21 protein-coding genes are annotated in these 22667 nt (G+C 73.4%); 9 read left to right on the top strand and 12 right to left on the bottom strand.

Annotated features, from left to right (window positions below):
- Positions 1 to 103: 103 nt before the first annotated feature.
- From FFT09_RS21890 to manB, 4 genes are all read right to left on the bottom strand, one after another.
- A complete protein-coding gene (locus FFT09_RS21890; protein WP_208544497.1) occupies positions 104 to 988 on the bottom strand; it encodes a 5-oxoprolinase subunit C family protein in 885 nt (294 codons plus the stop codon).
- Entirely contained in the window at positions 985 to 1599 is a 615-nt protein-coding gene (locus FFT09_RS21885; RefSeq protein WP_138383879.1) for a 5-oxoprolinase subunit B family protein, read from the bottom strand. Before FFT09_RS21885 ends, FFT09_RS21890 begins: the two co-directional genes overlap by 4 nt.
- 81 nt (positions 1600 to 1680) lie before the next feature.
- A complete protein-coding gene (locus FFT09_RS21880) occupies positions 1681 to 2622 on the bottom strand; it encodes a DNA-3-methyladenine glycosylase family protein (RefSeq protein ID WP_138383878.1) in 942 nt (313 codons plus the stop codon).
- Positions 2615 to 3712, bottom strand: coding sequence for a mannose-1-phosphate guanylyltransferase (gene manB / locus FFT09_RS21875; protein ID WP_081193673.1), 1098 nt, complete (start codon positions 3710 to 3712; stop codon positions 2615 to 2617). Before manB ends, FFT09_RS21880 begins: the two co-directional genes overlap by 8 nt.
- Positions 3713 to 3856: 144 nt before the next feature.
- On the opposite strand from manB, the gene FFT09_RS21870 reads away from it, so the two are divergent.
- The gene (locus tag FFT09_RS21870; protein WP_024877776.1) at positions 3857 to 4294 is read left to right on the top strand and encodes a hypothetical protein; all 438 of its coding nucleotides are present in this window, start codon (positions 3857 to 3859) and stop codon (positions 4292 to 4294) included.
- 108 nt (positions 4295 to 4402) lie between these two features.
- Here FFT09_RS21870 and FFT09_RS21865 read toward each other — a convergent pair whose 3' ends face one another.
- The 3 genes from FFT09_RS21865 to FFT09_RS21855 form a co-directional block, all read right to left on the bottom strand.
- A complete protein-coding gene (locus FFT09_RS21865) occupies positions 4403 to 5269 on the bottom strand; it encodes a glycosyltransferase (RefSeq protein ID WP_208544496.1) in 867 nt (288 codons plus the stop codon).
- Positions 5270 to 5287: 18 nt separating this feature from the next.
- Positions 5288 to 6472, bottom strand: a complete 1185-nt coding sequence (locus tag FFT09_RS21860) for a glycosyltransferase family 4 protein (RefSeq protein WP_138383876.1) — start codon at positions 6470 to 6472, stop codon at positions 5288 to 5290.
- A gap of 61 nt (positions 6473 to 6533) precedes the next feature.
- Positions 6534 to 7607, bottom strand: coding sequence for a glycosyltransferase family 4 protein (locus FFT09_RS21855; protein WP_081193665.1), 1074 nt, complete (start codon positions 7605 to 7607; stop codon positions 6534 to 6536).
- Between the two features lie 40 nt (positions 7608 to 7647).
- Between FFT09_RS21855 and FFT09_RS21850 the strand changes: the two genes are divergently transcribed.
- From FFT09_RS21850 to FFT09_RS21840, 3 genes are all read left to right on the top strand, one after another.
- Positions 7648 to 8616, top strand: a complete 969-nt coding sequence (locus FFT09_RS21850; protein ID WP_244231461.1) for a glycosyltransferase family 2 protein — start codon at positions 7648 to 7650, stop codon at positions 8614 to 8616.
- A 105-nt stretch (positions 8617 to 8721) separates the two neighbouring features.
- Positions 8722 to 11202, top strand: coding sequence for a glycosyltransferase (locus tag FFT09_RS21845; protein ID WP_138383943.1), 2481 nt, complete (start codon positions 8722 to 8724; stop codon positions 11200 to 11202).
- Entirely contained in the window at positions 11195 to 12277 is a 1083-nt protein-coding gene (locus tag FFT09_RS21840; protein WP_208544494.1) for a glycosyltransferase family 4 protein, read from the top strand. Before FFT09_RS21845 ends, FFT09_RS21840 begins: the two co-directional genes overlap by 8 nt.
- Here FFT09_RS21840 and rfbD read toward each other — a convergent pair.
- Together rfbD and rfbB are read right to left on the bottom strand one after the other, a co-directional pair.
- Complete coding sequence (rfbD, locus tag FFT09_RS21835) at positions 12253 to 13200, bottom strand: dTDP-4-dehydrorhamnose reductase (protein WP_138383875.1); 948 nt, start codon at positions 13198 to 13200, stop codon at positions 12253 to 12255. The genes FFT09_RS21840 and rfbD overlap by 25 nt on opposite strands.
- A gap of 57 nt (positions 13201 to 13257) precedes the next feature.
- Complete coding sequence (rfbB, locus tag FFT09_RS21830) at positions 13258 to 14250, bottom strand: dTDP-glucose 4,6-dehydratase (RefSeq protein WP_138383874.1); 993 nt, start codon at positions 14248 to 14250, stop codon at positions 13258 to 13260.
- 161 nt (positions 14251 to 14411) lie between these two features.
- On the opposite strand from rfbB, the gene FFT09_RS21825 reads away from it, so the two are divergent.
- From FFT09_RS21825 to FFT09_RS21815, 3 genes are all read left to right on the top strand, one after another.
- A complete protein-coding gene (locus FFT09_RS21825) occupies positions 14412 to 15986 on the top strand; it encodes an LCP family protein (protein WP_138383873.1) in 1575 nt (524 codons plus the stop codon).
- A 40-nt stretch (positions 15987 to 16026) separates the two neighbouring features.
- The gene (locus tag FFT09_RS21820; protein WP_138383872.1) at positions 16027 to 17259 is read left to right on the top strand and encodes an LCP family protein; all 1233 of its coding nucleotides are present in this window, start codon (positions 16027 to 16029) and stop codon (positions 17257 to 17259) included.
- 121 nt (positions 17260 to 17380) lie between these two features.
- Positions 17381 to 18094: a TIGR03089 family protein gene (locus tag FFT09_RS21815; RefSeq protein ID WP_138383871.1), complete on the top strand. Its 714-nt coding sequence runs from the start codon at positions 17381 to 17383 to the stop codon at positions 18092 to 18094.
- Positions 18095 to 18113: 19 nt separating this feature from the next.
- Here the strand turns inward: FFT09_RS21815 and FFT09_RS21810 are convergent, their stop codons facing one another.
- Positions 18114 to 18629, bottom strand: coding sequence for a GNAT family N-acetyltransferase (locus tag FFT09_RS21810; protein WP_425273075.1), 516 nt, complete (start codon positions 18627 to 18629; stop codon positions 18114 to 18116).
- Positions 18630 to 18726: 97 nt separating this feature from the next.
- Between FFT09_RS21810 and FFT09_RS21805 the strand changes: the two genes are divergently transcribed.
- Together FFT09_RS21805 and FFT09_RS21800 are read left to right on the top strand one after the other, a co-directional pair.
- The gene (locus FFT09_RS21805) at positions 18727 to 20382 is read left to right on the top strand and encodes a class I adenylate-forming enzyme family protein (protein WP_138383870.1); all 1656 of its coding nucleotides are present in this window, start codon (positions 18727 to 18729) and stop codon (positions 20380 to 20382) included.
- A 56-nt stretch (positions 20383 to 20438) separates the two neighbouring features.
- A complete protein-coding gene (locus FFT09_RS21800) occupies positions 20439 to 21173 on the top strand; it encodes an SDR family oxidoreductase (RefSeq protein ID WP_138383869.1) in 735 nt (244 codons plus the stop codon).
- 16 nt (positions 21174 to 21189) lie between these two features.
- On the opposite strand, the gene FFT09_RS21795 is transcribed toward FFT09_RS21800, so the two are convergent.
- The gene (locus FFT09_RS21795) at positions 21190 to 22101 is read right to left on the bottom strand and encodes a S41 family peptidase (protein ID WP_138383868.1); all 912 of its coding nucleotides are present in this window, start codon (positions 22099 to 22101) and stop codon (positions 21190 to 21192) included.
- A gap of 44 nt (positions 22102 to 22145) precedes the next feature.
- A complete protein-coding gene (purE, locus tag FFT09_RS21790) occupies positions 22146 to 22652 on the bottom strand; it encodes a 5-(carboxyamino)imidazole ribonucleotide mutase (protein WP_024877792.1) in 507 nt (168 codons plus the stop codon).
- Between the last annotated feature and the right edge of the window lie 15 nt (positions 22653 to 22667).

Genomic DNA, 22667 nt, shown 5'->3' with positions numbered 1-22667 from the left:
GTAGCCGAGTCCGCAGCCTGCGGTGCGGACACGGCTACCCAGCCTGCGGACACGGCTACATAACTTGCGGACACGGCTACCCAGGCTGCGGACACGGGCCTGATCAGTGGGGACGGCGGGCCGCCGCGAAGCGCAGCGTCAGGCCCGGCCGGGCCTGCGCGGCCCGGTCGACGTCGGCGGCGACGACCACCGCGATCACCGGATAGCCGCCCGTGACGGGATGGTCGGCCAGAAACAGCGTCGGTCTGCCCGACGGCGGCACCTGGACGGCGCCGGGCACCATGCCCTCGCTGGGAAGCTCGTCGCCACGGGCCCGGGTGAGCGGGGGCCCGTCCAGCCGTAGCCCGACGCGGTTGCTGCGCGGCGAGACGGCATAGGTCTCCCGCAGCAGGGTGGGCAACGCGTCGTCGTGGAACCAGTCCTGCCTCGGCCCCGGCACCACGGTCAGCACCAGACCGTCGGCGGGCGGTGCCGCCACGGGGGCGAAGTCGACGGCGGGCAGCGGCCGGTGCGGGACTCCGACGGGCAGTACCGTGCCCGGCTCCAGTGGCGGTGGCCCGAGGCCGGAGAGCACGTCGGTGGAGGCCGACCCCAGCACGCGCTCCACGGCGAACCCGCCGCGCACGGCGACGTAGCTGCGCAACCCCACGGGTGGCGTCCCGAGGCGCAGGCACTCCCCCGCCCGCACCCGCAGCACGGACCCCGCCGCGCCACCTCGGCCGCCCACGGTCACCGGGCAGGGCGCGCCGGTGACCACCACCGTGAGGTCTCCCCTGGCCCGGGCTGCGAAGCCGCCGAGTGTCACCTCGACGGCGGCGGCCCCCTCGTCGTTGCCGACGAGCCGGTTGGCCAGTCGCAGCGCGGCGCGGTCGGCGGCGCCCGACGCGCCGACGCCGATCCCCGCGAGCCCGGGCCTGCCGAGATCCTGGAAGGTCGCGAGCGGCCCCGGCTCCAGAACCTCCAGCGCTCTCGTCGCCGAGTTGGTCACGGCGTCGCCTCCACGAACCGGACTCGCACACCGGGGCGCAGCAGGGCAGGCGGGTCGCGTGCGATGTCCCACAGCACCGTGCGGGTGTGCCCGATGAGCTGCCACCCGCCGGGTGAGGCCCTCGGGTAGACACCGCTGAAGCCACCGGCGAGGCCGACCGCACCCGAGGGCACGGTGGTGCGGGACTCGGCGCGACGCGGGACGTCGAAGTGCCACACCTCCCCGGTCAGGTAGCCGAAACCGGGGGCGAAGCCGCCGAAGGCCACCGTCCACTCGGCACCCGTGTGCGCGGCGACCACCTCGGCGGGGGTGAGCCCGAGGTGACCGGCGACGTCGGCGAGATCGGCACCGTCGTAGGTCACGGGGATGTCGACGACCTCTCCGCGCCCCCGGGCGTTGTGCCGCGGACTGGCTCCGCGCACGGCCTGCTCGACCTGTGCGAGGTCGGCCCGGGCAGGGTCGAGCCGCAGCAGCAGCGTGCGGGCGGCGGGAACGAGGTCGACCACGCCGGGCGGCGGGTCGTCGCGCAGCGCCGCGTGCAGCCCGGTGACCTCGGCGAGATCGTCGAGTTCGATCAGCAGGCCCGCATCGGCACACGGCAGCAGGCGCATGTCACCACCACTCCCTGGTCAGTGCGAGCGTAGGGACGTGCCGGACACCGCCGCAAGCGGCCGTGGTCCCCGGCCGGCCCCTCAGATGGCCCGGTAGTCGCGCACCGGGTAGCGCGGGCCGAACCGGGGCCGGGTGTGGCCCGCCGCCTCCAGGTAACGCACGACCCGTTGCCGCTGCGGCGCGTACGGCGCCAGGACGCGGGCCATTCCCTCGTCGTCCAGCGGGCGCCCCTCCAGCGCGTAGCCGACGAGGGAGGGAACGTGGAAGTCGCCGAAACTGACCGCGTCGGGATCGCCCCACGCGCGCTGCGCGATCTCGGCGGCCGTCCACACCCCGATACCGGGAACCGTCCGCAGCAGCGCCCGCCCCCGCTCGCCGCCGAACGTCACGGCGTCCTCAAGGCGGTGCGCGACCCTTGCCGCCGCCACGAGCGTCGTGCGCCGCCGCAGGTCGACCCCGACCCGGTGCCACTGCCACTCCGTCAGCGAGCGCACGGCCGACGGCGTCGGCGGCACCCGCAACCCCGCGGACGCCGCGACCGCGGGCCCCGGGGCGGGTTCGCCGAACCAGCGGCACAACTCCCGCCACGAACGGCGTGCCTCGGTGCTGGTCACCTTCTGTTCCAGCACGGCGGGTACAAGCGCGTCCCACACGCGCCCGCAGGCCGTCAGGCGCAGCAGCGGGTTGCGGCGGCGCGCCCGCGCGACGGCGTCGTGGTGCGCCACGAAGGCAGCGCTGTCAGCGCCGTCGGCACCACCGTCGGCATCCCCCAGCAGCGCAGGCAGGCCGTCGAGCAGGATTCGCGCGCCGCCGCCCCACGCCCGCGCCTCCACGGAGCCGTCGCGGGGAACCACCCGGAACACCAGCGTGCCCGCGCCCTCGGCGGTGTTGGCCGCCAGCCACGTCCGACCGCCGTCGTCGTGCCGCAGGCAGGGATCACCACGCCCGCGTCGCAGTGGGGAGAGCACGCCCACGACGTCGAGCGGGAACGTCGGCCGCCAGGTGCGGGACAGCTCAGGCATCGCTCGAAAACCGTATCGCGGATTCGGGCAACGTGACGTCGGGCCACACGCGCGCACCGTCGAGCAACTCGCAGCCCGCGCCCACCGTCGCGTGATCACCCACGACCACGCCCCGCAGCACCGCGTCCTTGCCGACCCGCGCCCCCGCGCCGAGCACGGAGCGCTCGACCACCGCGCCCTCGGCCACGACGGCGCCGTCGAACAGCACCGAACCGGCCACGCGGGCCCCGGCGGCCACCCGCGCACCCGCCCCCACCGTGCTGCCGCCGGTCACCTCGGCGGCGTCGGCCACGGTCGCGCCGTCGAGCACCAGCCGCTCGCCGGGAGGCCCCGGCAGCGCCGCCGTCGGAGCACGCCCCGTGACGAGGTCGGCCGAGCCCCGCACGAACGCCTCCGGGGTGCCGACGTCGAGCCAGTACGAGTCGTCGACGTAGCCGTGGACGTGCTGGCCGCGTTCCAGCAGACCGGGAAACGTCTCCCGCTCGACGGACACCCTGCGGCCCGGCGGTATCTGTTCGATCACCGAGCGGCGGAACACGTAGCAACCCGCGTTGATCTGATCGGTCGGCGGGTCGGGCGTCTTCTCCAGAAACGCCGTCACGCGGCCGTCGGGGCCGGTCGGCACCGACCCGAACCGCGAGGGGTCGGCGACCCGTTGCAGGTGGAGGGTGACGTCCGCGCCCGCGTCGCGGTGAGTCGCGACGAGCGCGCCGAGGTCCGCCCCGGACAGGATGTCGCCGTTGAACACCACCGCGTCGTCGTGGCGCAGCCGGTCGGCGACGTTGCGGATGGCACCGCCGGTGTCCAGCGGTTCGTCCTCGACGACGTAGGAGATGTCGAGCCCGAACGCGGAACCGTCACCGAAGTGCTCCTCGAAGACCTCCGCCCGGTAGGACGTGCCGAGCACCACGTGGGTGATGCCCGCGGCACGGATGCGGGAGAGCACGTGCGCGAGGAACGGTACCCCGGCCGTCGGCAGCATCGGTTTGGGCGCGGAGAGCGTCAACGGCCGCAACCGGGTTCCCCTGCCACCCACCAGGATCACCGCGTCGGCACCCGCGACGGGAGCCGTCGACCCGGAACGCTCCATTCCCCCTCCATACCTACCGCATCGGCGTGACGATCTCGCGACCCAACCCTTCGACGGGCGGGTGTCCGAGGGCCTACCCTAGACATCGAAGGCGGCGGCCCCGTGCAGAGAGGGCCATCGGTGAGGGTATGGGGGTGCGAGGACATGGATCCCCGCGACCGCGCGGACGCCGTGCTCGCCCGCGCGCAGGCTCGCAACGGCGTGGTCACGCCGGACAACATGACGTCACCGATGGATTCCGCGAACACGCAGAAGATCCCGCGGTCGGTCGTGTCCGGGCTCGACGCCGACCCCGACACCACGACGAAGCTGCCGTCGTCGGTGATCGCGGCCAACGACGCCGCGCGCGGCGACTCGCACCTCGCCGACGCGGCGCAGACGACCCCGCTGACGCGACCCTCCGCCGATCAGGCCGCCCAGGAGCAGGCGTCGGTCACCCAGCCGGTGCGCATCTCGTCGCCGGACGGCGAGAGCACCGCGGAGCAGCCCCGGCCTGACTCGGGTGGGCTCGTTCCCACCACCACGCCCACCTCCGAGCCCGCGCCGCAGTCCTACGTCGCGCGCCGCCTCGAAGGGCTGTGACCGTCCCCCGACATCGTGTCCGCAGCCTGTGTAGAGATGTCTGCACCGTGCGATGCGGACACGGCTACGCGGACTGCGGACACGGCTACGGGGGCTGCGGACACGGCGTCAGGGGCGGCGGGTTTCGAGTTTCAGCCGCAGCGCCAGACCGAGCTTGATCGCGGCCAGCACCGGTTTCCACGCGAGACCGCGGTGCCGGTCGGCGAGGTAGCGGTAGGCGCTGGCGTGGTGGACGGCCAGCATCCGCGCCGACGCCGACGCCGTGGACCGGCCGCCGATGTGCATGACGCTCGCCGAGGGCGCGTACACGTTGAGCCAGCCCGCCCGCTGTAGCCGGTCGCCGAGGTCGACGTCCTCGAAGTACATGAAGTAGCGGGTGTCGAACCCGTCCACGGAGTCGAACGCCGCCCGGCGCAGCAGCAGGCACGACCCCGACAACCACCCGGCGGTGCGCTCGCTGGGCGCGGCGGCCTCCTGCCGGTAGGAGCGGGTCCACGGGTTGCCCTTCCAGATCCGGCCCAGCACCGCGTGCCCGATACCGCGTCCCAGTGACGGCAGCAGGCGCGCCGAGGGGTAGACGGTGCCGTCGACCTCGCGCACGAGCGGGCCGAACGCGCCACCGTTCGGCCAGCGCCCCGCCACCTCCAGCAGCGCGTCGAGCGAACCGGGGTCCCACTCCAGGTCGGGATTGGCCACGACCACCCAGCCGACGTCGTCACCGAGGGCGGCCACGCCGGCGTTGGCGCCACCGCCGTAACCGAGGTTGCCGCCGGTCGGCACGAAGCGCACGTGCTCGCGTTCGGCCGCCGCCCGCTCGGGCTCGCCGTCGACGGAACCGTTGTCGGCGAGGACCACCTGAACCTCGCGCTCGGTGGCCTTGTCGAGCGTGTCGAGGAAGCGGTCCAGGGTCTCGCCCGGCGAGTAGGTCACTGTCACCACGGCGACCGCGTCACCGTACGTCTTCGGCTCCGTCACGCCGCCATTGTGCACACCTCACCCGGTGTGCGCGGTGAGCGGGCGCGCCTGCTGTGCCGCCCGCGCACGGCGGTACCGGTACCACGCCCGGTCGTAGGCTTCGCGGTGCTGGGCCGCGCTGGTGGCCCAGGAGAACTCCTTCGCCCTGCGCAGTGCGGCCTGGGCCAGTTCCCGGCGGCGCACCGGGTCGCCGAGCAGGTCCCGCAACGCGGCGGCGACGTCGCCTGCGCCGACCCCGCAGTAGGCCACCGCGTCGCCGCCGACCTCGGGTAACGCGAGCCTGCGGGTGGTGAGCACGCACGCTCCGGACGCCATCGCCTCCAGCACGGGAAGGCCGAATCCCTCACCGAGGCTGGGGTAGGCGACGAGTTCGGAGCCTCCCAGAAACCCCGCGAGGGTGCCGAACGGCAGGTAACCCGCGCGGATCACGCGCAGGCGCAGGGGCGCGGCCGACAGCGCGCTCTCCACGTGCGAGTCCCAGCCGGGCTGGCCCGCCAGCACGAGCGCGGGCGGGTCGGGCCGGTCGGCCACGGCCAGGCAGAACCCCCTGATCAGGGCGGGCACGTTCTTGCGCGGTTCGAGCGCCCCGAGAAAGGCGACGTACGGCGTCGTGCCGAGCCCGATCGCCTCGCGGGCCGTCCGCACCTGCTCGAACGTCGGCGGGTGGAACCGCTGCTCGTCGACCCCGTGCTGGATGACTCGCAGTTCCGCACCGCGCGCCCGCGTGACGCGGCGCAGTTCGTCGGCGGTGGCCAGGCTCGGCACCACGCACAGCGACGCGCGGCGCAGCGCCGTCGCCGTCCACGCGCGGAAGAACCGCGCCTTGACCGAGGAGTGCAGCACCGCGTCGGTGAAGAAGGTCGCGTCGTGCAGCGTGACCACCGAGGCCGCGCGCGCGGCCAGCGGGAGGGTGTAGTGCGGCGAGTGGATGACGTCGGCGGCAAGCCTGCGCACCAGGCCGGGCAGCGTGGTCTGTTCCCAGGTCAGCCGCGCGGTGCGGGTGGCGGCGGACTGCGCGGTGTGCACGATCCGGGCGCGCGGAGCCAGCGTGGAGTACAGGTCCGCGTCACGTGCCTGGCAGACGACGGTGAGCCGCGTGCCATCCGCGTCGAGCGCGGCGGCGAGCGAGTCGACGTACCGGCCCACGCCGCCCCGATCGGCGGGCACGGCCGTGGCGTCGAGCAGGACACGCGGTTCGGGCACGCGTGCAGCCTACGACCCGGCGTTAGAGCGGTGGGCCGGATCCGCCGAACCGTTGCCCCGGTTACGTGTGGCAGGTCCAGACGAGTGCGGCGGAGTCCCGCCACGTGAAGTCGGCGGCCCTGGCCGCGCCCGCCGCCGCGAGTTCCGCCGCGAGGTGCGGCTCGGCCAGCACCCGCCGCAGGCCCGCCGCGAGCGCGTTCGCGTCACCGCGGGGCACCACCACAGCGGCACCCGCCGAGACCTCGGCCAGTGCCGGGTCGTCGGTGTGGACCACCGGCACCCCCGCCGCCATCGCCTCCAGTACCGGCAGGCCGAAGCCCTCGGCCAGGCTCGGCACGGCCACCACGCTCGCGCCCGCGAGGACGGTGGCGAGTTCGGCGTCGCCGAGCCCGCCGAGCAGCCGGACGCGGCCGGGAGCCAGCCCGTGCTCCGCCGCCAGCCGCTCCGGGTCCAGACCACCCCAGCCCGGCCTGCCGACCAGCAGCAACGGCACGTCGGGCGCTGCAGGAGCGGCCATCGCCGCGACGAGCACGTCGAGACCCTTGCGGGGTTCGACGGTGCCGACGGCCAGCACGTAGCGCTCCGGCAATCCCGGTACGGGTTCCGGGGCGCCGAGGTCGGTGACCCCGTGTCCCGCGACGTGCAGCGGCGCCCGCACGGTGAGGCGCCGCGCGAGATCACCGGCGACGGCCCGCGTGGGCACGAACACGGCGTCGGCCCGCCGCACCGCCCGCGCGACCATCGCGCGGTGCCAGCGTGCGCCCCGCGCGGTGAGCGTGCCGGGGTGCGTCCACGGCACCGTGTCGTGAACGGTCACCGACAGTGAGCGCCCGCGCGGGGCCCTCGGTGGAGCGAGCGGCGTCGGAGCGTGGACGGCGTCGCCGCCGGGCCACAGCGGCAGGCCCGCCTCCCAGGCCGCCACGAGCGCCCGGCGCGGCAGCGCAAGGACACGCGGGCCGCCGACGCCCGGAATCCGGGCGGCGGTCACGTCGGCGTGCCGGGCGACGACGCTCGACACCGTCCAGCCCGGTGGCGCCGTGTCGGCGAGCGCCCGCAGCAACTGGGCGGTGTAGCGCCCGGTGCCGCCGGGCACCTCGGCGAGCAACTGCTCGGCGACGACCACGAGTTCCGGCACGCGGCCATTCTGCCGCGATGGTCCGGGCTATCCTGCCCCGGTGCCGACCGATGCTCCCGCCACCACCGTGGTGGTGGTCACCTGGCGTGGCGCGGACCACATCACCGAGTGCCTCGACGGGCTGGCCGCGCAGCACAGTCCACACCGGACGCTCGTGGTCGACAACGCCTCGGACGACGGCACGGCCACCCTGCTCGCACGGCACCCGAGCCGCCCGGCGGTACTGCGCCCGCGCCGCAACCTCGGCTACGCGGGTGCCCTCGCCGCCGCCCTCCCGCACGTCACCACGCCGTTCGTGGCCTGGCTCAACGACGACGCCGTCCCCCGCCCGGCCTGGCTGAACACGCTGGAGGACATCCTGCGGGCCGATCCGGGCTGTGCGGCCGTCGCCTCGGTGCTCCAGCGGCCGGACGGCACGCGGCAGTCGTCCGGCGTGCGGCTCACCGCCGACGGGCACGGCGCCGACCTGGCCGGCGCCCCCTCGCCCACCGCGCCACCGTTCGGGTTCTGCGGCGGCGCGGTCCTGCTGCGCCTCGCCCCGCTGCGGGCCGAGGGCGGTGTCCCGGCCGGGTTCTTCTGCTACTACGAGGACCTCGACACGGCGTGGCGGTTGCGGCTCGCGGGCCACGGCATCGCCGCCCCGCCGGAGCGACCGGACGCCGCCGTGGTCCACCGGCACGGCGCGAGCACCCGGCCCGGATCACCCCGGTTCCACGGCTGGAACGAGCGCAACCGGCTGCTCACCCTGCTGCGCTGCGCCCCGGCGGCCGTCGCGGCGCGGGAGCTGGCGCGGTTCGCGGCGCTCACGGCAGTGCTGCCGCTACGCCGCGCCCGGCACGGCAGCGACACAGCAGTGCCGGACGCATCGAACTTCCGCGTCGGGCTGCGGTGCCGCGTGCTCGCCGGTGTCGTCATCCGGCTGCCGGGCACGCTCGCGCGGCGGGTCGTGGTGGGGCGGCGCCGCGTGCTCGCGCGATCCGACGTCTGGCGCCGCTGGGCCGGGAAGTAGTCTTGCGCCTCGCGGGGAAGGAGCACGGCGTTGGCCCAGGGGGACACAGCAGCGGCGGCGCGCGCGGCGTCCGAACCGCACACAGCGCCCACGGCCCGACCACGGGTGTCGGTCGTCGTGGTCAACTACCGCGGCGCCGAGGACACCATCGCCTGCCTGCGCGCGCTCGGCGAGCTGGATTATCCCGACCTGGAAATCCTCTGCGTCGACAACGCCTCCCCCGGTGACGACGCCGCCCGCATCGCCGCCGCCGGCTCGGCGCGGCTGATCAGCTCCGAACGCAACCTCGGGTTCGCCGGTGGCTGCAACCTCGGGGCCCGGCACGCGCACGGCACGGTGCTCGCGTTCCTCAACAACGACGCCCGGCCGCATCCCCGCTGGATCGACGCGGCCGTCGAGGTGCTGCGCGGCGATCCCACCGTCGCGGCGGTCGCCAGCAAGGTACTCGACCTCGACGGCGAGCGCGCCGATTTCGTCGACGGCGGCCTCACCTGGTTCGGGATGGGCTACAAACGCCACGCCGACACGCCGCTGGCCGACCTGCCGCCCACCGAGCACGACACCGCGAAGGACGTCCTGTTCGCCACCGGGTCGGCCATGTTCGTGCGGGCCGACGTGTTCGCGGAGCTGGGCGGCTTCGACGACGACTTCTTCATGTTCTACGAGGACGTGGACCTCGGCTGGCGGCTGAACCTGCGCGGCTGGCGGGTGCGCTACGAGCCCACCTCGATCGCCTACCACCGCCACCACGGCACGATGGCGGCCGTGGACGCGCCGGACAGCGGTCGCGAGACGTTTCTGCTGGAACGCAACGCGCTGTGCGCGCTCTACAAGAACCTGTCCGACGAGACGCTGGCGAGCGCGCTGCCCGCCGCGCTCGCGCTGACCGTGCGCCGCGCCACCGCGCGGGGTGACCTCGACCCCGCCCAGCTCGACCTTGCCGCCGGAGTGGGGCCGCCCGAGGTGGCGCCGGTACCGGTCTCCCGTGCCGCGCTGGCGGGGGTACTCGCGGTGGACGCCTTCGTCGAGCGCCTGCCCGCACTGGCGCGGGCCCGCGCCGAGGAGCAGGCCGCCCGCGTTCGCACCGACGCCGACCTGCTGCCGCTGCTGCGCAAGGCGCTCGAACCGGCCTACCCGCTGCCGCGCTACCTCGCGGCGCACGACATCCTCACCGAGGTCTTCGGCATCGAACGCGCCTTCGGGGCCCGCCGGACGATCTGTGTCATCACCGGCGACACGCTGACGAGCCGGATGGCGGGGCCCGCGATCCGGGCGTGGCACATCGCCGGGGCACTCGCCGGTGAACACGACGTCCGGCTGGTGACGGTGAACCCGGTGGCCGACCCGCCACCCGCACCGTTCCCGGTGCTGGCGTCGAGCAGGCGCGACCTGGTGGAACACGTCGCGTGGGCCGACATCGTGGTACTCCAGGGGCACGTGCTGGAGCTCGTGCCCGCGCTGAAGAACGAGTACGCCCACAAGATCGTCGTGTGCGACGTCTACGACCCCATGCACCTGGAGCTGCTCGAACAGGGCAGGGACACACCCGACGACGTGCGGACCGCCGACCTCGCCGGAGTGCGGCGGGTGCTGGACGCGCAGCTGGAGCGCGGTGACTTCTTCCTGTGCGCCTCCGAACGGCAGCGGCACCTGTGGCTCGGCCACCTCACCGCCATCGGCAGGCTCTCGCCCCGGCTCTACGACGCCGACCCGACGACGCGCTCGCTGCTGAGCGTGGTCCCGTTCGGACTGTCCCCCGAGCCGCCGAGGCGCACCGGGGCGGGCCTGCGCGCCGGGCTCGGCCTCGCCGAGGACGACCACGTGGTGCTGTGGGCCGGCGGCGTGTACAGCTGGTTCGACCCGCTGACGCTCGTGCGTGCCGTCGAGCTGCTGCACACCGAGCGGGAGGACCTGCGCCTGGTGTTTCTCGGCATGAAACACCCCAATCCCGAGGTCGGCGAGATGGACGTCGCGGACCGCACCCGGCGCCTGGCCGACTCGCTCGGCCTCACCGGCAAGCACGTGTTCTTCAACGAGCAGTGGGTGCCCTACGACGAGCGGCAGAACTGGCTGCTGGACGCCGACTGCGGGGTGACCACCCATTTCGAGCACGTCGAGACCCTGTTCGCCTTCCGCACGCGGGTGCTCGACTACCTGTGGGCCGGGCTGCCGATCGTGACCACCGACGGGGACGCCTTCGCCGATCTGGTGCGGGCCGAACGGCTCGGCATCGTGGTCCCGGCCGAGGACCCGCGCGCGCTGGCCGAGGCGCTGGAGCGATGCCTGTACGACCCGGACTTCGCCCAGGGCTGCCGTGAGCGGATGCTCGCCGTCGCGCAGCGCTACACCTGGCCGAACGTGCTGGAGCCGTTGGTGGAGTTCTGCCGTGACCCCCGGCCCGCCGCCGACCGGCTTCCCGGCGCCGGTCACCTCACCCAGGCGCCACGCAGGCAGGCAGGCGAGCTGGTACGCCGCGACCTGGAACTCGTCCGCTCCTATCTCAGCGACGGCGGCCCCGCCGAACTCGCCCGCCGCGCGGCGGGCCGGGTGCGCAAGCTCGCCCGCCGGGGACTGCGCCGTGGCTAGGCGGCTGCGGGTGCTGCTGGACGGCACGCCGCTGCTGGGGCATCGCACGGGTATCGGCCGCTACACGGCCTCGCTGTCCGAGGAGCTCGCGTCCTACTCCGATGTGGACACCCGCGCGGTGGCGTTCACCCTGCGCGGCTGGCGCGGGTTGCGCTCGGTGCTGCCGCACGGCGTGCGCGCCAGGGGGATGCCCGTGGCGGCACGCGCGCTGCGGGCGAGCTGGCTGCGCTCCGACTTTCCCCCGGTGGAGGCGTTCGCGGGACTCGCCGACGTCGTCCACGGCACCAACTTCGTGCTGCCCGCGACCCTGCGGGCGGCGCGGGTACTGACGATCCACGACCTCGCCTTCCTCGACGCGCCCGGTGAGCTGGCCCCCAGTGACCGTGATCTGCCCGCCCTCGTCCGGCGCGGCGCCGCCGCCGCGAACGTGGTGTGTACGCCCACCTCGGCCGTCGCCGACGCCGTCGCGGAGCGGCTCGACGTGGACCGCGACGCGATCGAGGTGACGCCGCTCGGGGTGGACGCGGGCTGGTTCACCGGCCGCCCGCCGGGCGAGGCCCAGCGGCGACGGCTCGGCCTGCCGGAACGGTACCTGCTGTTCGCCGGTGCTCCGGGCCCGCGCAAGGGTCTGGACTGGCTGCGTCAGGCCCACGCCACCGATTCCGCCCTGCCTCCGGTGGTGTTCGCGGGCCCCGGCCGCTTCCCCGCCGACGAGCGCTCGCACCACACCGGCTATCTGTCCGATGTAGATCTGCAACGGGTCGTCGCCGGTGCCTCGGCACTGGTGCTGCCGTCGCGCGACGAGGGCTTCGGCCTGCCCGTGCTGGAGGCGATGGCCTGCGACGTCCCGGTCGTGTGTACCGACGTGCCCTCGCTGCGGGAGGTCTCCGGCGGGCTGGCGCAGCTGGTTCCCCACGGCGACGTCACCGCGCTCGCCACGGCGCTGCGCCGCGCGGTGGAGGAACCGCACGCCGCCTCGGCCTCGGCCACGCGCCGGGCACACGCCGCGAGCTTCACCTGGCGCCGCTGCGCCGAGGCCACGCTGGCCGCCTACCGGCGCGCCGTGGATTCCTGACGCAGTTCCGACACGAACGCCGACACCGCCTCCCGCCACGGGCGCAGCGGAGTGAGCCCCGCCTCCGCCCAGGCCGAGGACGAGAGCACCGAGTACGCGGGCCGCGGCGCGGGCCGGGGGAACTCCTCGGTCGTGCAGGGCCGCACCCGTTCCGGATCGGCGCCCAGCTCCTCGAACACCGCGCGTGCCAGGTCGAACCAGGTGGCCTGCCCCGCGTTCGTGCAGTGCAGGACCGCCCGCGCGGGGCCCTCGCCCGCCGCGACCCGGCCCGCCAGTTCCAGCAGCCCGCGCGCGAGATCGCCCGACCACGTCGGGCTTCCGACCTGGTCATCCACAACGGACAGTGTGTCGCGGCGTGCCTCCAGATCGATCATGGTCTTGACGAAGTTGTGCCCCGAGGCCCCGTACAGCCAGGCCGTCCGCACCACCCAGGCGCGCGCGCCCGACCCGAGCACGGCGTCCTCACCCGCCGCCTTGGTGCGGCCGTAGGCGCTGCGGGGCCCCAGCGGATCGCCCGGCTCGTAGGGCCGGTCGGCGGCACCGCCGAACACGTAGTCCGTCGACACGTGGACCAGCGGCACGCTGCGGGACGAGCACACCGCGGCCAGCATCCTCGGCCCGTCGGCGTTCACCGCGAACGCCGTGTCCTCGTCGTCCTCGGCCGCGTCCACGGCGGAGTAGGCCGCCGCGTTGACCACGACCGGCCACCGGCCCTCCTGCGCGGCTCCCGCCGCCAGGTCGGCCACCGCCTCCACCACCGCGCCGGGTTCGGTGACGTCCAGCTCCGCGGAGCCCGGCGCGACCACGTCGACGCTCTCGCCGAGCGCCGCTCCCACGGCGGCCAGGTCACGGCCCAGCTGCCCGTGCCCACCCGGCACGAGTACCGCGATCCCCCGGCTCCCGTCCGATCGACTCCTCGCCATTCCAGCCACTGCGGTCACTCCAGCCACTCCAGCCTCGTCCGTTCTCGGCCCCGGACCTCACCCGGTGACCGGGGAGGCCCGCTCCTTCAGCGGCTCCCACCACTGCCGGTGCTCCGCGTACCAGCGCACAGTCTCGGCGAGACCGGACTCGAAGTCCACCGCCGGGCGGTAGCCGAGCTGGGTCCGGATCTTCGTAATGTCCACCGAGTACCGGCGGTCGTGGCCCAGGCGGTCCTCGACGTGGTCCACCCGCTCCCAGCCGACCCCCACGGCGGCGAGCAGCCGCTCGGTCAGCTCGCGGTTCGTCAGCTCGGTGCCACCGCCGATGTTGTAGATCTCGCCGGGCGTTCCACCGTCGGCGACCAGCTGGACGCCCCGGCAGTGATCGTCCACATGCAGCCAGTCACGGACGTTGCTCCCGTCGCCGTACAGCGGCACCTGACCGCCGTCGAGCAGGTTGGTGACGAACAACGGGATCACCTTCTCCGGGAACTGGTACGGGCCGTAGTTGTTCGAGCACCGCGTGACGCACACGGGCAGCCCGTAGGTGCGGTGGAACGACCGCGCGACGAGATCCGACGACGCCTTCGACGCGGAGTACGGCGAGTTCGGCTCCAGCACATGGTCCTCGCGCCACGACCCCTCGTCGATGGAGCCGTACACCTCGTCGGTGGACACGTGGACCACGCGGCCCACCCCGGCGTGGTGTGCCGCGTGCAGCACCGTCTGCGTCCCGAGCACGTTGGTCAGCACGAAGTCCGCCGAGCCCGCGATCGACCGGTCCACATGGGACTCCGCGGCGAAGTGGACCACCAGGTCCACGCCCGCCATGACCTCCCGCACCACAGCCGGATCGCAGATGTCGCCGCGCACGAACCGCAGCCGCGGGCTGTCCGCCACCGGGTCGAGATTGCTTCGACTGCCCGCGTAGGTGAGCTTGTCCAGTACGACGATCTCGGCGTCCCGCAACGAGGCGTACTCCCCGGACAGGGCCTGCCTCACGTAGTGCGATCCGATGAAACCCGCACCGCCGGTGACCAGTACTCGCATCGCGCCCTCCCACACTGCTGCCGTGAAGGGCAGTGTGCCACGCCCCCTGTTTCGGCCAGAACACAACAGCAAAGCAACATTTTCCGCCTCGACAGCGTCTTGACTAAGGACTGATCAGTAATCTGGCGGCGCGAAGCCACCACTGGGGAGGTGCGGGGACCTTGACCGACGGTGAACCGGCCGTACGGCCGGGCACGAAACCGGTTCACCGCCGGTCGCGGCTCGGCACCGCCGGAGTCGTCAGCGGCCGGACCGTGGTGTCGCTGCTGTCCGTGGCCGTGCTCGTACTCACCGGCTACGGCTGGCAGATGCTCGGCTCCGCCCAGTCGAACCTCGCCACCACCGACGTGTTCGAGGACACCGAGCCCGGCGCGGAACCGCTCGACGGCGCCGTCGACATCCTGCTGGTCGGCATGGACAGCCGCAAGGACGCCCAGGGCAACCCGCTTCCGCGCGAGGTCCTCGACGAGCTGCACGCAGGCGACGACGAGGACAATCTCCAGACCGACACGATGATCCTGGTCCACATCCCGCAGGACGGCACCAGCGCCACCGCCATCTCCTTCCCCCGCGACTCGTGGGTGGAACTGGCGGGCGGCTACGGCAACAGCCGGCTCAACGCCGCGTACCGCTACGCCTACAACGACACGGTCAACACGCTCGCCGCGCAGGGCGAGACGGACCTCGACGTGCGCGACGACCAGGGCAAGGTGGCGGGCCGCAAGAACCTCATCGCGACCATCGAGCAGCTCGTCGGCAGGCCGGGCATGATCGACCGATACGCCGAGGTCAACCTGGCCAGCTTCTACGAGATCACCAAGGCCGTCAACGGGGTCGACGTCTGCCTGCGCGAACCGGTCAAGGAGATCAAGTCCGGGATCGACCTGCCCGCGGGACCGCAGACCATCGAAGGGGTGGACGCGCTCTCGTTCGTGCGGCAGCGCATCGGGCTCCAGGGCGGCGACCTCGGCCGCATCAACCGCCAGCAGGCGTTCCTCTCCGGTCTCGCGCGCAAGATGCTGTCCAGCGAGATCCTGCTGAACCCGGGCCGCCTGTCGGAGGTGATCGGGGCCGTGCAGAAGTCGGTGGTGCTCTCCGAGGACTGGGACCTGCTGACCTTCGCCGACCAGATGCGCGGTCTGTCGGGCGGTCAGATCGAGTTCCACACCATGCCCATCGTGGGTGACGCCACCATCGGCGGAGCCGACGTGCTCCAGGTCGATCCCGCCCAGGTCGGCGAGTTCGTGAACGAGCTGATCCCGCAGCGGAGCGAGGGCGATCCCCGCCTGGACAGCGTGCCCGCAACCGTGCCGGGAGCCGCGTCGTACGCGGTGGACATCTACGACGCCACCGGCGACACCGGCGTCGGCGAGTCGGCGCGATCACTGCTGGCGGGCCAGGGCTTCGGCGGCGAGAGCTACGCGACGCTGGACCAGCGGTCGAGCACGGTGATCCGGCACGCGACGGGCGAGGAGGCCGGAGTCGAGGCGCTGCGCACCGCGCTCGGGGCGGACTACGCCGCCGAGGTCGATCCCACGCTGCCCGGCGGCACCGTGGCGCTGTACCTGGGAGCGGACTTCGCACTGCCCGCCGCACCGGCGAGCGGGCAGGACTCGTCCCGGGCCTCGGGCGGCAGTGCGCCTGCCGCCACCAAGCAGGACACCACCAGCGCGCCCGACGACGAGAACGACGGCGAGCAGCCGATCACGGCGGGAGGCGTGCCCTGCGTCTACTAAGCTGACCGGCTGGTAACCACACGCGGGGGAGGGGACCGCCGTGGACGAAGGCGAGCAGGGGACAGCCGCCGAACCGGACAGAGCGGACAGAGCGCAGCAGGAGCCAGCTGGGCGCGGCCGGGTGCGCACCGCGCTGGCGGTGACCACTCGCACGGCCGTGGCGTTGCTGTCGGTCGCCGCGCTGGGCCTGACCGGCTACGCCCACTCGACGCTCGGGACACTGCAGGACAACGTCACGACGACCGACGCGCTGCGGTTCGAGGACGAACCGGACGACACCGAGGCCCCGCCGGCCCCGCCCGAGGACGACGGCGCGACCGACGTCCTGCTGGTGGGCACCGACTCGCGCACCGACATGGAGGGCAATCCGCTTCCCGCCCACGTGCTGCGGCAACTGCGCACCGAGAGCAATCCGGGGATCAGCACCGACACCCTGATCGTGCTGCGCATCCCGCACGACGGTTCTCCGCCCACGGGGATCTCGATCCCCCGCGACACGTGGACGCGGGTGTCGGACGAACGGCACGCGAAGATCAACTCGGTGTATGGCACGGCCAAGTACCGCGAGGCGGGCGCGCTCCGCGCGGAGGGCGTCACCGACCGTTCCGAGATCGAACGCGAGTCCGATCAGGCGGGGCGAGCCGCGCTGGTCCGCACGGTGCAGGAGTTCACCCAGCTCCGCATCGACCACTACGCCGAGGTCAACCTGCTCGGGTTCTCGCTGCTCACCGACGCCCTCGGCGGGGTGGAGATCTGTCTCAACCACGCCACCTCCGACCCGGACTCGGGGGCGAACTTCGCGGCGGGCAGGCAGACCGTGTCGGGCGGTGAGGCCCTGTCGTTCGTCCGGCAGCGCAAGAACCTGCCCGGCGGCGACCTCGGCCGCATCCAGCGCCAGCAGGCGTTTCTGGCCTCCGCGCTGAACGAGGTGCTCTCGGCGGGCACCCTCACCGACGACGACCGGCTGGAGAAGCTGGCCGAGACGCTGCGCCGGGCGCTGGTCCTCGACTCCGATCTCGACCTGCTGGACTTCGCACAGCAGACCAGCGGCATCGCGTCCGGAGACGTCTCGTTCGTCACCGTCCCGGTCGTGGACATCAACGCGCGGAGTCCCGACGGCGAGCAGAGCATAATCGAGGTCGACGTCGACGAGGTGCGGGAGTTCATCGCCGAAGCGGTGCCCGAGGACGAGCCACCGCCCTCCGGCGGCGGTTCGGCGCCGCAGTCGGACGACGACGAGATCACCGCCGACGGTGTCACCTGCGTCGACTGACGCCGTGTCCGCAGCCTGGGTAGCCGTGTCCGCAGCTGTCGTAGCCGTGTCCGCAGGCTGCGTAGCCGGGAACGACGGACACGGCGTGGAGCGGGTGGCGGCGGAGCGTTACGTTGGGCTCATGAGCCTCACCGAGCGCGTGCTCCGTCCCCTGCTCTCCTCGTCGGGCGCCCGCCCCGCCCTCACGCACTACGACGACGCCGAGGGCAGCCGTATCGAACTCTCGGTGGTGACGCTGGCCAACTGGGCAGCCAAGACCGCGAACTGGCTCGTCGAGGAGTTCGACGTCGAGCCGGGCGACGCGGTCGCCGTGGACCTCCCCGCGCACTGGCAGACCGCTGGTGTGCTGTTCGGTGCGTGGTGGTGCGGCGCGCACGTGGTCACGGACCCGGCCGGGGCGGCCGTCACCTTCGTCACCCCGCCGCACGCGGCGGAGGCGGCCGCCACGGGACCGACGGCCGTCGTGGCGCTCGACCCGCTGGGCCGGGGACTGTCGAGCACACCGCCGGACGGCGCACTCGACTACCTCTCCGAGGCCCGTACATGCGGCGACGACTTCGCCCCGCTGCTCCCCGTGCCGGGCACTACCCCGGCGCTGCTGGGCACGAGCATCGACGAGTTGCTGGCACTGGCCCGGCAGCGCGCCACCGCACTGGGCGTCGGCGAGGGCGACCGGGTGCTGTCCACGCGCGAATGGACGCTGCCCGACGGCGCGGTGGACGCGCTGCTCGCCCCCGTGGTCGCCGGTGCGCACGTGGTGCAGGTGACGCACGCCGAGCCCGCGAAGGTCGAGGCACACCGCGACGCCGAGCGCGTCACGGTGACGCTGCCCTGAACCACCGGCAGGACCGGCCTCAGAGCCGCTTCTCGAAGAACACCTCGGCGTACGGGCCTTCGCTGTAGGCGGGGATCTCGGCGAACCCGCGCGTGCGGTACAGCCCCTGGGCCTCGACGAGGTCGTGGCGGGTGTCGAGCCGGATCACGGTCGCGCCGAGTTCGGCGGCCACGTCCTCGGCCGCGGCGAGCAGCCGCGCGCCGAGCCCCCTGCCCCGCACCGAGGGCACGACGAACATCCGCTTGAGTTCCACCATGCCGTGCCCCAAGGGCACGAGCCCGGCACAGCCGACACAGCCGGCCGGAAGGCCGTCCTGCCGTGCCAGCAGGAACGCGCCGCGCGGCGGCAGGAGCGCGTCGTTCGGGTCCTCCGCCATCGCGATGTCGAGTTCGGCCTCGGTGGCGCGGCGCCCGTAGTACCGGCCCGCCACGTCGGCGAAGTAGGTCCGCACCAGCCGGACGGCCTCGGGGGCGTCTGCGCGCACCCGCGCGATCTCGATGCGGCCCTCGCGCGCCGCGGTCGTTGTGCTCACCACCCCGGGACACTAGCCACCGTTGGGCGCGCCGACCAAAGCGGTTTCGCCACCCGTCCTGGCCCTTGTCCGCCCCCGCCCGGCTTCGTACCGTCGAGTGATGCAGCCCACACCCCCGCCGCGCCCGCCCGGCCTCCCGACGTCGCTGGACTATCCGGACGTGCCCGTGGGGGCGCTGCTCGCCGGTGCGGCGATGCGCCACCACAAACGGGTCGCGTTCCGGCACGCGGGCACCGAGCTGACCTTCGCGGAACTGTGGTCGTCGGCGTGCCGGTTCGCCAACACGCTGCGGGAACGCGGCTTCGGCCGGGGCGACACGGTCGCCCTGCACCTGCCCAACGGGCCGGCCTTCCCCGTCGCCTACTACGGCACGCTGCTCGCGGGGGCCACGGTCAGCCCGGTCAACCCGCTGTTGCCGCAGGCCGCGCTGGCCGACCAGCTCGCCGACTGCGGCGCACGGGTGGTGGTCACGCACGGCCTGGTGGCCGACGCCGTGCCCGCGGCCGACGTGGAGCTGGTCCTCACCCGTCGGCCCCGCCGGGCGGACGCCCACGACTTCGACGAGGTGATCGCCGGCGCACCCGCCACACCGCCCGAGGTGGAGCTGGACCCGGCCCACGATCTGGCGCACCTCGGCTACACGGGTGGCACGACGGGACGCTCGAAGGGCGTGCGGCTGACCCACCGCAGCGTCGTCGTCAACGCGCTGCAGTACGCGTGCTGGGGTTCCGGCGCCGTTCCGGCCGTCGACGATGCGGGCGGCCTCACTCTCACGCGCGCCGGGACCGAGGCGGAGTGGCCCGTGCCGCTGGGTGAGGGCAGGACGATCAACCTCACCCCGTGGTTCCACGCGATGGGCCTGGGTGGACTGAACATCGGGGTCCTGAGCGGGTCGACCGTGACGATCCACGACCGGTTCGATTCCCACGCCTACGTCGCCGACGCCGAGCGGCTGCGGGTGACGTCGCTGAGCGGCGCGCCCGCGTTGTTCGCCACCCTGCTGACCTGCGACGAGTTCCACACCGCGGACCTGTCGTCGGTGCGGGGGATCACCTCCGGGGCCGCCCCGATGCCGAGGGCGATGGGTGAGGCGCTGCTCGCCCGGTTCCCCGAAGCGGTGATCACCGAGGGCTACGGCCTCACCGAGGCGACGATGGGCGTCACCATCGCTCCCGGCTGGCGCTCCGGCGTGCGCAAGGTGGGCACGGTCGGCGTGCCGGTCTTCGACACCGAGGTCCGGATCGTGGAGCCGGGCGCGGCCCCGGACGAGGGCTCGCTGCCACCGGGCACTCCGGGTGAGGTGTGTGTGCGCGGGCCGCAGGTGATGCGGGGGTACCACCAGCGCGAAGAGGACACCGCCGCCGTGCTCGACGGCGGCTGGCTGCGCACCGGCGACATCGGCGTGCTCGACGACGACGGCTACCTGTCCATCGTGGACCGTGCCAAGGACCTGCTGCTCTACAAGGGCTACAACGTCTACCCGAGAGAGCTGGAGGAGCTGCTGCTCACCGTGCCGGGCGTGGCCTCGGCGGCCGTGGTGGGCAGACGGGACCCCGCCGTGGGCGAGCTGCCCGTCGCGTTCGTCGTTTCAAGTCAGCACAACCACGACGGCCTCACCGCCGAAACCGTCCTGGCGGCGGTCAATGCCCAGGTCACGCCGTACAAGCGGCTGCGCGAGGTGCGTTTCGTCGACGCGATCCCGGTCTCGGCCGCGGGCAAGGTCCTCAAGCGGCAGCTGCGGGACCAGCTCGGCTGACCTCTCCACCCGCATGTATTGTATCGGTCAATACAAAACATGGCGGGAGGACGCACATGCACGCGAACCGGGTGGCCCTGGTCACCGGAGGCAGCAGGGGAATCGGGGCCGCGACGGCGTTGCGGCTGGCCGACGACGGCATGGACGTGGCCATCACCTACGTCAGCGCACCCGAGAAGGCCGACGAGATCGTCGAGCGGATCGGGAAACTGGGACGGCGGGCACTGGCCATCAAGGCTGACAGCAGCGACGCGAGCGAGACCGTGGCCGCCGTCGATCGCACAGCCGGGGAACTGGGCGGTCTGGACGTGCTGGTGAACAACGCGGGGATCTTCCCGGCGGCTCCGCTCGCGGACCTGACCGTGGAGGTCATCGACCGCACGCTGGCCATTCACGTGCGCGCGGTGCTGCTCACCTCCCAGGCCGCGGCACGGCACCTGCCCCGGGGCGGGCGGATCATCAGCATCGGCAGCAACCTCGCCACCCGCGTTCCCGGGCCCGGCATCACGCTGTACTCAGCCAGCAAGTCCGCGCTGATCGGACTCACGCAGGGCCTGGCGCGCGACCTCGGCGCGCGCGGCATCACCGTCAACGTCGTGGCGCCGGGGTCCACCGACACCGACATGAACCCGGCGGACGGCGCGGGTGCCGAGGCGCAGCGGCAGGGCACCGCGCTCGGGCGCTACAACGAGCCGGAGGACATCGCCGCCGCCGTGGCCTACCTCGCGGGCGAGGGCGGGCGCAACATCACCGGCACGACCCTGCTGGTGGACGCGGGCACCAACGCCTGACCCAGCCGCGTACGGGTCAGCTCCCGCGCGAGCCGGCCTGTGCGGGTCGCGTACGCACCGCCTTCAGCGCCGTGTCGAGCGCCTCGTCCGCCGGGACGGCGACGTCGGGCACGACCCCGACGCCTTCCCAGTTGGTGCCGGTGACGCTGTTGACGGTCCGGGCGACCGGCACGGTCACGAAGACGTGCTCGGTGATCGCGTGCCGGGCCGTCGGGTGCGCGCCGCCGCGGGTCGTCTCACCGACGAGGACGGCTCGGCCGTGCGATTGCAGGGTGTACGCCACGTCCTCGCCCCCGGAGAACGTGTTCGCGCTGGTGAGAACGTAGACCGGCCGGTCAAGGTAGCGCGGTGCGGGCAGGTGCGCGAGCGTCCAGAACTGCCGTGTCACGCCGGTGGACCGTTCGTAGATGTCGTTGAGGTGCACCTGGTCGTCCCGGAAGAAGAAGCTGCACCACATCGCGGCTCCTTCCGGGGCACCGCCGCGGCACGCGCGGAGGTCCAGGACAAGCGCGCAGGTGCCCGCGACCAGTCGCATGGCCGCGCCGATCGCGGCGGCGCCCTCGTCGGCGGTGGCGATGTGCCGCAGTTCGACGAGCCCGATGTTGTCGTCCACGTGCTCGACGCGGCGAATCCCCTGGTTCTCCGCTCGGAGCTGCGCGAGGAACGCGGCCCGTTCCTCGTCGTCGTCCTCGGGCTCCAGCGGCTGCGGCTCGTCCGTCCACAGCAGCCGCAGATGCTTGTCCGGGCACACGTCCTGAAAGTGCGTGGTCACCGTCTCGCACAGGACCGGCCCGGCCAGATCGTCGTACTCGCCCGCCGCGAGACGGCGCCGGATCGCGGCGTCGATGTCCGGGACCTTCTCGCCGAAGACGTAGCCTGCCCCGATCCGGTCCAGCGCACGACCGACGATCTGTTCGTTTGTGAGCACAGCGGCAGGATACCCAGCGGGCGCCCCCAAGCGGATCGCTTTCGTCAGTCCCCCCGCGCGAGCCTCGCCCTCAGTGCGGCGTCCTTGTCGTGTACGAGCGTTTCGAGGTCGGCCTGGAAGCGGGCCATGCGCTCGCGCAGCGCGGGGTCGGCGGCGGCGAGCATCCGCACCGCGAGCAGCCCCGCGTTGCGTGCCCCGCCCACCGACACCGTGGCCACGGGCACGCCCGCGGGCATCTGCACGATCGACAGCAGGGAGTCGAGCCCGTCGAGGTACTTCAGCGGCACCGGAACGCCGATGACCGGCAGGGTCGTCGCGGACGCGACCATGCCCGGCAGGTGCGCGGCACCGCCCGCTCCCGCGATGATCACCCGCAGGCCCCGGTCAGCGGCGGAACGGGCGTAGTCGAGCATGCGTTGCGGGGTGCGGTGCGCCGAGTACACGCCGACCTCGTAGCCGACGTCGAACTCGTCGAGCGCGGTGGCGGCGGCCTCCAGCACCGGCCAGTCCGAGTCACTTCCCATGATCACGCCAACGGCGGGCGTACTCACGTGCGGCTACTCCTT

It is taken from the genome of Saccharomonospora piscinae, from assembly GCF_005862235.1.
GTDB lineage: Bacteria > Actinomycetota > Actinomycetes > Mycobacteriales > Pseudonocardiaceae > Saccharomonospora > Saccharomonospora piscinae.
The sequence above is the reverse complement of the archived record's forward strand: the minus strand, read 5'-3'. Positions and strand labels throughout refer to the sequence as shown.